Source organism: Streptococcus gallolyticus subsp. gallolyticus DSM 16831 (assembly GCF_002000985.1).
GTDB lineage: Bacteria > Bacillota > Bacilli > Lactobacillales > Streptococcaceae > Streptococcus > Streptococcus gallolyticus.
On the sequence record NZ_CP018822.1, the window covers coordinates 2,329,320 to 2,342,694 of the forward strand.

The following is a 13,375-nucleotide window of genomic DNA, read 5'->3' on the forward strand; positions in this document are numbered from 1 at the left end:
TTACACGATGATGTGTTCATTTTTGGGCTGAAAGTTTTTAGCTATAGGGTTTTACTATTGATTTTCTAAAATATAATGATAAATATCCTTAGGAGAAAAAGTATCTAAGGCTTCATAAAAGTTTTCCTGACCTAACAGTTTTAACAACTGATTCATAGCCAGTAAATGGACACTACTTTTAGGTGCTGAAAGTAGCAAAATATATTTAACACTACTTTTATCTTTAAATATAAATGGATGTTTTAAGACAACCAAACTCATCCCCAAATTATTTCCACCAGTATCAGTAGCGTGTGGCATACAAAACAAGGAAGTTAATCTCATTATTACCCCTTTATGATAATCATCAATAAGTTTTTCCAAATATTGGTTTTGGATAATACCACTTTGGAGCAAAGGTTTAGCTGCTTTACGAATTCCTTCCTCATAATCTGAAATTTCCACATTGGTCTGAATAAATTTAATTTCTAAAAGGTCGGATAAATTGGGCTCTACAATTTTATTGCAGTCAATAATTCTTTTATCATTTGGTGTTAACAAATAAGTATAAAGCTCTTGTTCTAATTGCTTAGTATCCTTAATCTCAGTATTTTTATTGATGATAGTAACTAAGTCTGTGACCCTTGGTAAACGAACTTTATTAATTCCGAATTTACTATAGACTTTACGTAATAAATTATAGCGTTCCTCTGACGTCATGACTGGATTAACAACAAATACTTCCTTCGCTAAAGAAAATAGGTCTAAGTTTGATTCTGTTGAAAAAATCATATCAATTTTCGAAGGTTCAACAAGTAAACTGTTTTTATCATATGGGCCAAGGAAGCGAAAATCTGGGAATAAAAGTTTTAATTGTTGAAAGACAAGTGCAGAGCTTCCAATTCCATTTTGACAAACAACGGCTGCAACCAATTTACCATCATCTTTTATACCATAATCTTCAATAGCAACCGCGAAATGTAAAGTTAAATAGGCAATTTCTTCTTCTGGAATCGGAAAATCATAACAATCTTCTATCTCTTTTAAAGCTAATCCTACAATTTTAAAAAGGTTGGGATACTGTGATTTTATACGTGATGAAAATTGGTTCAAAATTGGTATTTTATAAATCATTCTATAATGAACCGCTCTAAAGTGACTGTATAAATTATTTTCAACTTCTTTCATGTTATAAAATTCAATCCCTGATAAAAGTTCAAAGCGTTTAATAACCTTATTAACAAGTTCCAATACGATCTTTCTATCAAAGGCATCTTCACCAATATGAACTGTGGTAAAAGTCAGTATCCATGAAGTTAGAAAGCCAATTGCCTCTTTGTTAGTATCTGGGAGAAATTGATTTAAGATATCCTTTGATAGTTTAAATTCCTTTGATATCTCCAAAGCTTTATATTTATAATTGTCATCATCAGACGAATTACTTTTTAAGCGATTAAGAAAGAGAGATAAAGTGTATACAATTTCTGTCAATTGCCTATCTGTAAATGTAAAATCATACTTTTTAGAAAAAGCAATAAAAGTTTCATAAATCTGTTTTAAAACATCTATAGATTCATTGAAAAAGAAATAGTCATAAAAGAATGTTCCAAAATCAGAAGCTAGATCTTCCAAAATATAATACATTGCTAGATAGCGAATTTGATTTTCATCTCCTGATAAATAATAGCCAACATTTCTATCATTTTTAATTTTAATATCGGATGGTTTTATTTTCTTTTGCAATCTCTTAATATCACTAATAACAGTTGATTTACTTACTTTTAGTGACACTAGAAAATCACTAATTGATAAATAATCGGATGGTTTATTAAAAATTAGAAAGAAGATATATTTGATTCGCTCGTCCGCATCTAACAAATAGTCAGTAAATAAAGTGTTGTTAATAAAACAATCAATAAAGAATTGCTTATTCTCTGAGGTTAAAATGATATTTTCTTTGAATATTGATAACGCAGCCTTATCGTTCTCTAGTAAAAAAGAGTTAATATGGTCCAATGCGTAAAGAATTTGTTTTTTAGAAAGAGCAGTCTTTGACATGAGTTTGGTTAGACTAATTTCTTCTTCATTAATTAAATAATTCATAATCTGAATTGATTTTTTATCTAGCATAACCGCCTCCGTCTGCATTTATTTCATAGCAGTTCTTTACTCTCATTAACTGCTTCTCTTAATGCTCTAGCATTTTGTTCAATTTCTTGTGCAGTTCCCTTAGATAATAAACTGCCAATTCCCATGCAGTCTACTCCTTGTTTTAACCACTCATTAACATTGTTTAGAGTCACCCCACCCGAGGATAAAATAGGAACATACGGCATTGGTGTCTTTATAGTTGAAATAATATTTGGTCCATACAAAGATGAGCTCGGAAAAGCTTTTACCATGGATGCTCCTGCTTCTAATGCCTCCACCACTTCAGTCATTGTCATACAGCCAGGCATATAAGCAATCTGATAGCGATTACAGATTTTGGCTACCTCTTCCTTAAAGGTAGGAGCAATGATAAATTCTGCACCATTAAAGATAGCCTCTCTAGCCGTTTCACTGTCTAATACCGTTCCAGCCCCTACCAGCAATCTATTGTTATACTTTTCCTTCAACTGCTGAATAATATCCCCAGCATTAAAATTAGTATAACTAATTTCCAAACAAGATACTCCTCCAGCTAAACAACTTTCTGCAATTTCCTTAGCACGTTCAAAAGTTGTCACACGGATGATTCCCATCAACTTTTCTTCATACAATCGATTAAGCACATCTATTTTTTTCATTTTATTTTTCCTTCAAAATTTTCATATTCTTGATAAGATTTTAATACCTTGTTGATTTCCTTTTTTTCATCTACTGTTAAAGTCAACTTAACTGGTGATAGAGAATCACCTACAGGAATACCAATTTGATTTAAAGTATATTTTAATACTGATGGTATAGTTGAATATTTCAATACCTTTCGATAGGCGTTTATACTTTCTTGTAATTTCTCGGCTTCTTTTAATTGATGGTTCAAAAAATGTTCATAAATCCCAACGTCTGTTTTTGTTAAGACATTTGATGTTGCTGCTACTGCACCATCTGCTCCTAATTGTAAAGCTGCTAAAATTCTTGAATCCGATCCAATTAAAACCGAAAAATCTTCCTGTCTCGTTAAATCAATATATTTAGCTAACTGTTCAAGATTGCCACTACTATCTTTTATACCAATAATATTTGGGTGTTTAGCCAAACGTCCTACCGTTTCAGGCTCTAAATTATTCCCTGTATTTTGAGGGATATTGTATAGAATAATGGGAAGTGAAACCGTATCTGATATTAATTTATAGTGGGCATACAATTCATCTTGCGAAAATGATAATAAATAAGGTGTGATGATTGAAATCGCTGATACGCCTACTTCTTCCATTCTTTGACTTAAAGTAATAACTTTCTTGGTTCCTATTGCCCCAGTTCCCACATAAATAGGAACTCTACCTGCGACAACTTCAACAACCATTTTGGCATAAGCCACTTTTTCATCATCACTTAGTCCAAAAAATTCTCCATTTGTTCCCAAAATAAATAGACCGCTAACTCCATTTTTAATCAGACGATTGACTAAACTCACTACTCCATCTCTTGACAATGAACCATCATCATTAAGTGGTGTCACCATTGCCGTAATAATACCTGTAATTCTCATATCATTTCCCTTCTAGTGACTTCCCAAGACTTCCCCCAGGGTGCCATAGATGGTATTGCTCCATATTCAAATGACTTTTTTCTTGAAGGACAATTGATACCGCTTGTAAAATTAATATTTCCGCAATGATTGAAGCACGAGGAGGTTTATTAAAACTATCCCCTTCCTCTTCAACACCTGCAAATAATGCAAAATCACTATTTTTAGCTAACCAAGAAGACTTATCACCTGTTACCGATACAATTTTAACGCCCAGCTTCTTTAACGCTTCAATAGTCCGCTGTAACTCCAATGTCTCTCCACTATTAGAAATAGCAATAACGACATCTCCCTTAACTACTTGACCTGCCGAACCATGGACAGATTCCGTAGCATCTAAAAAATATGCTGGCGTTCCTGTGGAAGATAACAAGGCTGAAATATATTGAGAGACATGACTAGGTTTACCAATGCCAGTAACGTGGACACGTCCTCCATTTTGTTTAGCGTCTAAAATCAATTCAGCTACTAAATTGATTTTTTCCTTATCAATACTTTTAATAAAATCATGTAATTCTGTGTCCAAAGTATTGATAAAATAATCTAATTGTAAGTTGTTCATAAAAACCTCCTAAATTTAGAGTGACCAACTTCTTGTAACATTACATGTTAAACAGATTCAATATCCAATCTAGTAAATTACCCACGACATTATAATCAATATTTGGGAAAGTTGACCCTTCGATTCCCAGACTTCCATAAAGCGGATATAGTAGAACTGGCAGAAAAGCTAACAATAATCCTTGAACAAATGAACCTGCAATCGCACCACGCCAACCTCCAGTTGAATTACCAAAGACAGCCGCTGTTCCTCCAGAGAAGAAACAAATATGAGCTGCTGGGATAATGACAACAGGGAAGTTAAAAGCGACCATAACAAGCACAGCCAACAATCCTGCTACATAAGATGAAATAAACCCAATAATAACTGCTGTTGGGGCAAATGGAAACACTGTTGGAACATCTAAGGCTGGACGTGAGTTTGGAATGAATTTTTCTGAGATAGAAACGAAAGCTGCTGTAATTTCAGCTAAGAACATACGTACACCTGTCATCAAGATAGACATCCCTGCTGTAAAGGTGAAAGCTTGAACAAAAGGAAAGACCAACCAATGAGTACTTCCTGCAAGTTCTTGGGTTGCTTTAGGTCCTGCCTTCAAAGCTGATACATAGAAAAGTACCAGCATTACCACAGCTACTCCCATTAAAAAGTCTCTAAAAATAGATAACCAACCTGGAAAGTTAAATCCTTCTGTTGTTTCATCCTCATGTTTATGGAACAATTTACCAATATAACCTGAAAGCGCGTAACCAATCATATTAAAATGACCGATAGCTGTAGTATCACTTCCTGTAATTTTCCTCATAAATGGTTGACATAATTGTGGTAGAGCTGCTGAACAAAAACCTAAAATAATACCTCCAGTAATAATTGCTGGTATATCACCAATTCCATGAGCTTTGAGAACAAGAGATAATACACAAGCAAAGAATAAACTGTGACCTGTTGTAAAGAAAATATTTTTAAAAGGTGTAATTCTTGCTATTACCAAGTTCATAACAAAACCTAAAATTAAAGTACAACTAGTCACAAATGCAAATTCACTTTGTGCTAATGCTGTTGCAGCCTCTGGTGAAGCAACAACTCCAACAATATTAAAGCCCTTTTGAAAAAGTGTATTAAAATTTTGTAAGGCACTAGTCATAATTGTTCCACCAGAACTAAAGACTAGAAAACCAATGACTGTTTTAAATGTACCTGTTAAAACTTCTGAACCTTTTTTCTTTTGAGCCAATAATCCAACCATAGCTACTAATCCCAATAAAATGGCTGGAGTACTTAAAAAACTAATCACAAAATCCATTTTTCCTTCTCCTAACTTTTAAAATGTTAGAACAATACATTTTCTAACTTTGTCTTTATTTCTTCCTTATCGACAACACTATTGATACCAACTATCTTTTGTGGGATATGTTTCTCAGCCAATTCTTCTGCAACATCAATTAGAGTAATGACAATATCACCTGTAAAACCTGGTAGACCGTCTAAAGACGAATGTTCTACCTCAAGTGGAAAGTTATTTTCTCTAACCACTTCTTCAACCTTAATTTTCAACATTAAACTTGAGCCTACCCCAGCTCGACATGCTACTAATGCTTTATGCATCATGACTTTCTCCTCCTTCAAATTCCTTTAATAAAGTAATGAAATCTTCTTTAGTACTAACTTTTTCTAATTGGTTAACAAAATCTTTATGACTTAGTAACGTTGCTAAATCTGATAACATTTCGATATGAGAATGCCCATCAGATGCACTTAAAGGAAACAGATATTTCACAGGGTCATTGGCTTTATTTCCTGAAAGTACTGGTCTTTTTAATTTTGTAAAACCTAATGCCGTTTTTAATGCTCCACTGTCACTTGGCGCATGTGGTAAAGCAACATTTTTAGTAATGACAATGTACGGTCCGATATCATGCGAAATTTCAATAATCTTTTCTACATAATCATTTGTAACAAAATGACAATGTACTAATGGATTAGTTGCTTGTCTAATAGCATCTTCAAAATTTTTAGCATTTACATCAATTAAAATCAAACGTTCATCAATTGTTTGTGATAACATGCTTTATCCCCCTTCCTCAAATGTTATATTAACAGAATGAAAACGCTTTATGAACCCCCGTTTTGGTTTAACTTTTGGATAAAAATAATACAAAAATTACACCCAACTAGGTAAACATCTTGAGAAAAATAAAAAAGCTGAGATAAAACCCAATTTTTTGCCTATGTAGTTATATATTTCAAGATGTAATGACTTGAACTTCAACAATCTATTTCCGACATCCAACGACAACAAAAAGCTCATTACATAAAAATGTAATAAGCTTCCATTTTCCTCAATTTAAGCTAGTGTCGATAAATTCTTGGCGAATGATTTTTTCGATTTGGTTTTTTAAGCCATAGCGTTCATTGCAATCTGGAACGTAAATTTTAAGCAGTTTGTCTAGCTGTTGGTCATAATGGCTTTCTTTTTGCCTTCCTTTTGTTCTTATGAAATGTAGCATTTTGATAATATCTTCATCCGTTAAAATGGGGTGAACAACCAACAATGGCAATGTTGTCTCAACGTTATCACTTGTTGAAATAACCATGTTTGATGTGATGATATCACTAACACTATAAAATTGTTCCAATGTGAAAATAGCATCTATTTCACAATTTTCCAGACATTTTTTACATTGGCTGACTAATAATTTCTGAATGCCCACTCCTTCATCACAAACTAATACAACATGATTTTTTTGACTATCGCTGACATCATGATTTTCTATCTCACCACCTAAATGAATGACAAAGTAAGCAATGTCATCGTCTGTCATTTGAATTAACCAAGCTTCTTCCAAAATATAAATACAAGATTTAGTCATATTAAAAAGTTGACCATATTTTATTTTAATATCTTCTGTTAAGGGATTTTCTGATAAAATACCGTAGGTTTTGCGATAAAGCAATGCTTTACAATGCGTCAACAGTTGATTTAACAAGTCATTAGGATGTCGAAAAGAAAGATGATACTTTGTTTGTAATGTGTTCAAAAAAAGTTGCAATGTCTCTCGCATATCATCATAGTCCGTACTTTCTAAATGAAGGTCCAATGTCTTTCGGAAAGAAAGTAACAACATGGCAATCAAACCAATCTCGATACTATCTAAAGATAGATTGAATTTTTCTCGTAAATTTTTAGCGATATTAATAGCCATTTGGTACTCTAAACGTTCCCAAGCTAGGCTAAAATCACGTCTTGCTCGTTCTTTTTCTTCAGCAGTAAAATCAATACTATGGTAACTCAACAAGAGATAGGGCAAAATTTTCACCATAAAATTTAAATCTTTGGGATTAAGTCTTTTGCCCAAGCGTTCTTCAATCGTTGACAATTCTGTATAAAGATAATCATTGATGTCATCAGAAAAATAGGGCATTACCTCTGGTAAATTGATAATACGTTTTCGAATAGTCGCAATAAATTTTTCATTATCCTTTGTGTAAACTCTGTAAAGCAGGCGATATAAAAACTGTATTTTAGACAAGGGGTGACATGCTAAATAGTAACCACGTGCTTTTGATACACAAAGCCTAATGTCATATTCTTCGTCTGATAATTTCTGGCGAATATCGTTCAAATCATTAAGAATAGTATTACGAGAGACATCTGTCAGTTTCATCAGTTTATCAATCGTTACTCTTTCCTTAGAAACTGCAATGTATAGTAAGCTTAATTCTAACCGTTCTTCCACACTCATCACATAAGAATAGCCGTCCAATTCTCCCATCATGATACGGCACGCTTGACGCTGTTCGTCATTGAGAAGGATTCCGATTCGTGGGTAAGGGATAATCTTCTCGATTTCCTCTGGCAAAGCATCATTGATTTTATCTAAATGATAATAAATTCTTCGACGCGACTGATTTAATACTTTAGAAATAGTCGTCACTGTCTCTGGCTCGGTCAAAGTCAGTAAGTAAGAAAGAAGATCATAACTTTTTTTATCTAACATAATAACTGTCTCCTCCACATCTATGTAAACCTATTGTATCACGAAGACTGTCAGCAATAGGATTTTTCAACATTACCTTTGAACGCTCTGTTTAATTCACATCAGCACATCACAATTCTTCCATAAATAATCAAACTAACAGATTGTTTACTTTTAAAATCAAGCTTTGTCTTTCTTGTAAAAGAAAAAGAAGGGACGCAAAAATTAGTCATTCAAACTAATCATTTCACGCCGTCACTTCTATTATGAATATTGGATAAAAACATTGGTTTAGTTTAGTGTGTCAGACTTTTCTGTCCGTAATAGGCATTTTTGCCATGTTTACGGAGATAATGTTTATCTTTGAGCGCTTGTGGCACTTCTTTGACATCTGGATTGATGCCTTCTGTGTAACGTGCCATACGAGCCGCCTCTTCAAGAACGACAGCGTTATAAACAGCTGCTTGTTCGTCCTTTCCCCAAGCAAATGGTCCATGATTACGAACAGTAACCCCTGCAACAGCCATTGGATCAAGGGAGCGTTTTTGGAATTCTTCAATAATCACTTTCCCAGTTTCTTTTTCATAAGCACCATTGATTTCTTCTGGAGTAAGGGCACGCGCACACGGAATAGCGCCATAAAATGTATCTGCATGTGTGGTCCCATAACAAGGAATATCTCGCCCTGCTTGCGCCCAAGCGACTCCTTCCGTTGAATGGGTATGAACAATCCCACCAACTTCTGCAAATGCTTTGTACAGCTCCACATGCGTTGGTAAATCAGATGACGGGTTCAAATCGCCCTCAACCACATTTCCCTCTAAGTCTGACACAACCATATTTTCTGGAGATAATTCTTCGTAGGGCACTCCTGAAGGTTTGATAACAATCAATCCTTTTTCACGGTCAATAGCTGACACATTTCCCCATGTAAATTTGACCAAACCATGCACTGGTAAATCCATATTAGCTTTATAAACACGTTGACGTAATTCAGGAACTAACATTAACGTAACCCCGCTTTCTCAATTTTTGGTAATAAAAAGTCTTTTGCGACTTGGATAGCTTGTTTTGTTTCCTCAACTGTCGCACAATTTTCCGACCACATTTCAATCAAAAATGGACCGTTATAGTTTGTTTTCTTGAGAATAGCAAACATAGCCTCCCAATCAACACAGCCGTCCCCAAATGGGACATCACGAAACTGCCCTTTGGAGTTTTCAGTGACAGCATAAGTATCTTTTAAATGCAAGGCAGCAATGGACTTATGACCATTGTAGAATTCACTCCAAAGGTCATTATGCCAAGCCGATACATTACCAGTATCTGGATAAACAAAAAGATAAGGCGAATCAATTTCCTTTTCCACAGCCAAGTATTTTTCAATAGAATTAATAAAAGGGTCATCCATAATTTCAATCGCCAGAATAACTTGAGCTTCTTCAGCCCAATCACAAGCTTTCCTGAGATTTTTAATAAAACGAGCGCGTGTTTCTGGGGATTTTTCTTCATAATAAACATCATACCCCGCCAATTGAATAGTACGGACACCAAGGTCTTGCGCTAATTCAATACATTTTTTCATCATTTCAAGCGATGTTGCTTCAGTTTTAGGGTCATTAGACCCAAGAGGATAACGGCGATGTCCCGAAAAGCAAATACTTGGAATCCGAATACCTGTTTCGTAAATAGCTTGAACAACGTCCAAACGCTCTTTTTTTGTCCAATCCAGACGTGCCAAACGGCTATCCGATTCATCTACCGACATTTCAACAAAATCAAAGCCGAGTTCTTTTGCAAACGCTAGACGTTCTCTCCATGTAAAATTCTTAGGAGTCGCCTTTTCATAAATACCAATTGGACGCGTCATAACCTACCCCCAAATACGTTTGATTTCATTTTTAAAATCACGCGCTGCCGCAGCTGGGTCTGCTGCTTCTGTAATACCGCGCCCTGCAATAAAAGTGAAGACATCTACACCAGCAAAGAGTTTGAGTGTGTCAACACTAAGACCGCCAGTCACAGATACACGAAAGCCCATATCAATAAGCTTTTTAACTTTATTCAAATCCTTTTCACCCCAAGTTTCACCAGCAAGGAGCGCATCACGCGATTGGTGATAAATAACTTGTGAAATCCCCGCATCAAGCCATTGTTGTGCTTGCTCGTAAGTCCAATCGCCATAAAGTTCAACTTGAATCTCACCACGTTCACCACGCACTTCTTCAATGGCCTTACGCGCAGCTTTCATGGTTGGAATGGTAGCACAGCAAATACAAGTCATCCAGTCTGCTCCGCGTACAGCATTATTTTTAGCGACTGTTCCACCAGCGTCTGCACATTTAGTATCCGCCACAATCCATTTATCTGGAAAAAGATTACGAAGCACTTCGACTAACTCGCTGCCGACTTGCAAAAGACATACTGTCCCAGCCTCAATAATGTCAACTTCATTGCCAACCGAAACGGCAGCTGCAATAGCTCCTTTCAAATCAGAATGGTCAAGAGCAACTTGTAAATTTGGTAATTGTTTTGTCATCATATTTCCTTTCTCTTCATTGCTAGTTTTAAAAATGTGATATTAACTCTCTAAATCCAAGCCTTCCAAATACGGACTGTCCTTTGATTCATCAATCATAGCCAAAACTTCTTCTTTGGTCTGACAAGATTGTAGGCGTTCTACCGAATTTTCTAACTCAAAAAGCGCAATAATCTGCGGAATAGCTACCGAAGTATGGATTTTTGAACTCGTAGCTGCCAAGGCAAGGAGTACAGAAACTTCTTTACCGTCTTGAAATTTAACAGGATGAGTCAATGTGATTAACGAAAAGGCATCACGTTGTACACCAGCTTCTGGACGCGCATGAGGCATCGCCATACCTGGCATCAAAATATAATACGGACCATACTGAGCTGTGGATGCGATAATAGCATCATAATATTCTGCCTTAACTGCGCCACTTTCAACCAGAGGTTCAACAGCTAACTTAACCGCCTCTTTCCAATCTGACGCTGTCACCCCTAGCCGAATAGAATCATTATCAATCAAAGCTTGTTTTAAATTCATAAACTGCTTCCTTTCATACTTATCAAAAATCGTGGGTGTTTTCCTTTGTCTGAAAACACCCATGTCAAGAACTTATATTCATAGATGACATTCTATCTAGAAAGTTGCTTTTCCGTTACTAGTCGTTAAAGTTTTTTTAAAAGACATCTAGTATTCCTGCAAAATCCTCCCTAGATTGGTGAAAATCATCTGTCACCTGAAAATGCCACCTTCATGAATACAGGTTCTAAATTATTTTAAAGCTGCTTCCAATTTTGTTTTTATTTCATTATCGTCCATCAAATTATCAAGACCAATCAATTTACCATCAGTACGACCGTCTAATTCATGAATCAAGTGATTTGAAGCGACTACAATGTCATAATTGGCTGCCAAGCCTTTAGCTTCTCCGACCGAACAAGAAGCTGATTCGATATTACTAACACCAAGTTGACGAAGTGCATTTTCAACTTTCATTTTGATAACCATAGATGAGCCCATACCATTACCGCACGCTGTAAGAACTTTAACCATTTTATTTTCCTCCGTTTGAATTCTTTTGTACTTTATAGAAAAGCATTATAAATAGCATTTACTTTTTAAACTGTTACTCTTCAGACTGAACTTGACCAGCATAGTAAGCTTCCTTGTCTTTTGCTCTTGCAAACTGAATTTGAGGGATTGCAAGCAAGAAGAGGCAGACAATAGCATAACCAATCGCGCCAGCATATTTGAAAAGATAAGCAAATGGAACCCATGGAATTTCAAAGTCAATATTGCCATGGTAACCACCATATGCACCGAGATTAAGAAGTGATACCGCAACGGCACCAAGTGCCACTTGAATAACCCCAGATAGGAAAGAAAGGACAACCGCAGCTTTCCAACCACCACGTTTATCAGCGTAAACAGCGATAGCCGCATTATCAAAAAATACTGGCACAAAACCTGTGATAATCAGAACTGGATTTTTGAAAATAATCAATAAGAGAATGGTAATCAACTGTCCAATAAGACCTGTCGCAAAACCAAACAGTACCGCTGAAGGTGAACCGAAGCCAAATGATGCTGCAACATCGACCGCTGGGAATGAACCAGGAAGAAGCTTACTTGAAATTCCTTGGAAGGCATTCGTCAATTCAGCAACGAACATACGTACACCCTGCATCAAGATGAAAAGATAAACTGAGAAAGTGAACGATGTCTCAATCACATACATAAAGAACGATTGACTTGCAGGATTATAAACCGTACCAGATGTGATAACGTCTGCATTTGACATGATATCTGGTCCCAAAATATAGAGAATGGCACCAAAGAATACCAACATTAATGTCGCAGAAGCGACAACAGTATCATGGAAAATATTCAAGAAAGTTGGTAATTTGAGATTATCAAGATTTTCTTCTTTTTTCCCAATTTTCGGAGCAATCTTATCAACAAACCAAATTGCAAATTGTTGTTGGTGTCCAATAGCGAATCCGCCACCACCAGTCAAACGTTGTGTTGGCTCAACAGTCATATTTGAACTAACAGCCCAATAAAGTCCACAAACAATACCTACTGCCAACGTTCCCCAAAATTGATTGCGGAAGCTTGGAATCAATAGAATAATCATCAAAGTAACCGTTGCTGCTTGCTGAACCATGATATGACCAGTGATAAACAACGTACGCACCTTTGTAATCTTACGAAACGCCACCAAGAAGATATTTAGGAAAAAACCAATCAACAAAGCTGTTGTAGCTGTCCCAACGAATTTAGGGAAATTATCCATAATATAATTATTAGCCGCCGTCAAACCAAAATAAGGGTCAATAACAGCCGCACCAATATTAAAACGATAATTCAACGCCGCAAGAATTGGACGGAATGTGCTAACAAGTCCCGCAGAAGCTACATTTAAAATCATGTAACCTACTGTTGCCTTGACAAAACCAGCAAACACATCATACCAAGGTTTCTTCAAAAGAATGTATCCGATTAAAACTAAGATACCTACAAAGAACGCTGGTTTCTGCAAAATATTTTGTGAAAACCAGTTAAGAATTGATAATAGGAAATCCATGAGATTACTC

The 13,375-nt window shown here is 35.7% G+C and carries 14 protein-coding genes; all 14 read right to left on the reverse strand.

The window, feature by feature from the left end; genetic code table 11:
* Positions 1-54: 54 nt before the first annotated feature.
* Positions 55-2,109, reverse strand: a complete 2,055-nt coding sequence (locus BTR42_RS11610; protein ID WP_077497830.1) for a BglG family transcription antiterminator — start codon at positions 2,107-2,109, stop codon at positions 55-57.
* 23 nt (positions 2,110-2,132) lie between these two features.
* Positions 2,133-2,768, reverse strand: coding sequence for a bifunctional 2-keto-4-hydroxyglutarate aldolase/2-keto-3-deoxy-6-phosphogluconate aldolase (locus BTR42_RS11615; RefSeq protein WP_012962587.1), 636 nt, complete (start codon positions 2,766-2,768; stop codon positions 2,133-2,135).
* Positions 2,765-3,673, reverse strand: a complete 909-nt coding sequence (dapA, locus tag BTR42_RS11620) for a 4-hydroxy-tetrahydrodipicolinate synthase (RefSeq protein ID WP_077497832.1) — start codon at positions 3,671-3,673, stop codon at positions 2,765-2,767. The genes BTR42_RS11615 and dapA overlap by 4 nt, the downstream gene beginning before the upstream one ends.
* A 1-nt stretch (position 3,674) precedes the next feature.
* On the reverse strand, positions 3,675-4,274 hold the full coding sequence (locus BTR42_RS11625) for an SIS domain-containing protein (protein WP_077497834.1): 600 nt from the start codon (positions 4,272-4,274) through the stop codon (positions 3,675-3,677).
* A gap of 40 nt (positions 4,275-4,314) precedes the next feature.
* Positions 4,315-5,577, reverse strand: a complete 1,263-nt coding sequence (locus tag BTR42_RS11630) for a PTS ascorbate transporter subunit IIC (protein ID WP_013643534.1) — start codon at positions 5,575-5,577, stop codon at positions 4,315-4,317.
* A 26-nt stretch (positions 5,578-5,603) separates the two neighbouring features.
* Positions 5,604-5,882 carry a PTS sugar transporter subunit IIB gene (locus tag BTR42_RS11635; protein WP_013643535.1) on the reverse strand — a complete coding sequence of 93 codons (279 nt, stop codon included), beginning with the start codon at positions 5,880-5,882 and terminating at the stop codon, positions 5,604-5,606.
* Positions 5,872-6,339 carry a PTS sugar transporter subunit IIA gene (locus BTR42_RS11640; RefSeq protein WP_012962592.1) on the reverse strand — a complete coding sequence of 156 codons (468 nt, stop codon included), beginning with the start codon at positions 6,337-6,339 and terminating at the stop codon, positions 5,872-5,874. Before BTR42_RS11640 ends, BTR42_RS11635 begins: the two co-directional genes overlap by 11 nt.
* Before the next feature lie 274 nt (positions 6,340-6,613).
* Complete coding sequence (locus BTR42_RS11645) at positions 6,614-8,272, reverse strand: BglG family transcription antiterminator (protein WP_077497836.1); 1,659 nt, start codon at positions 8,270-8,272, stop codon at positions 6,614-6,616.
* Positions 8,273-8,547: 275 nt separating this feature from the next.
* Positions 8,548-9,258, reverse strand: a complete 711-nt coding sequence (locus tag BTR42_RS11650) for an L-ribulose-5-phosphate 4-epimerase (RefSeq protein ID WP_039694739.1) — start codon at positions 9,256-9,258, stop codon at positions 8,548-8,550.
* Positions 9,258-10,121, reverse strand: coding sequence for an L-ribulose-5-phosphate 3-epimerase (locus BTR42_RS11655; protein ID WP_061458141.1), 864 nt, complete (start codon positions 10,119-10,121; stop codon positions 9,258-9,260). The genes BTR42_RS11650 and BTR42_RS11655 overlap by 1 nt, the downstream gene beginning before the upstream one ends.
* Positions 10,122-10,124: 3 nt before the next feature.
* A complete protein-coding gene (locus BTR42_RS11660; RefSeq protein WP_039694745.1) occupies positions 10,125-10,790 on the reverse strand; it encodes a 3-keto-L-gulonate-6-phosphate decarboxylase UlaD in 666 nt (221 codons plus the stop codon).
* Between the two features lie 42 nt (positions 10,791-10,832).
* Positions 10,833-11,318, reverse strand: a complete 486-nt coding sequence (locus tag BTR42_RS11665; RefSeq protein ID WP_013852310.1) for a PTS sugar transporter subunit IIA — start codon at positions 11,316-11,318, stop codon at positions 10,833-10,835.
* Positions 11,319-11,549: 231 nt separating this feature from the next.
* Positions 11,550-11,831 carry a PTS sugar transporter subunit IIB gene (locus BTR42_RS11670; RefSeq protein WP_009855114.1) on the reverse strand — a complete coding sequence of 94 codons (282 nt, stop codon included), beginning with the start codon at positions 11,829-11,831 and terminating at the stop codon, positions 11,550-11,552.
* Positions 11,832-11,904: 73 nt separating this feature from the next.
* Positions 11,905-13,365, reverse strand: coding sequence for a PTS ascorbate transporter subunit IIC (locus tag BTR42_RS11675; RefSeq protein ID WP_061458143.1), 1,461 nt, complete (start codon positions 13,363-13,365; stop codon positions 11,905-11,907).
* Positions 13,366-13,375 lie beyond the last annotated feature (10 nt).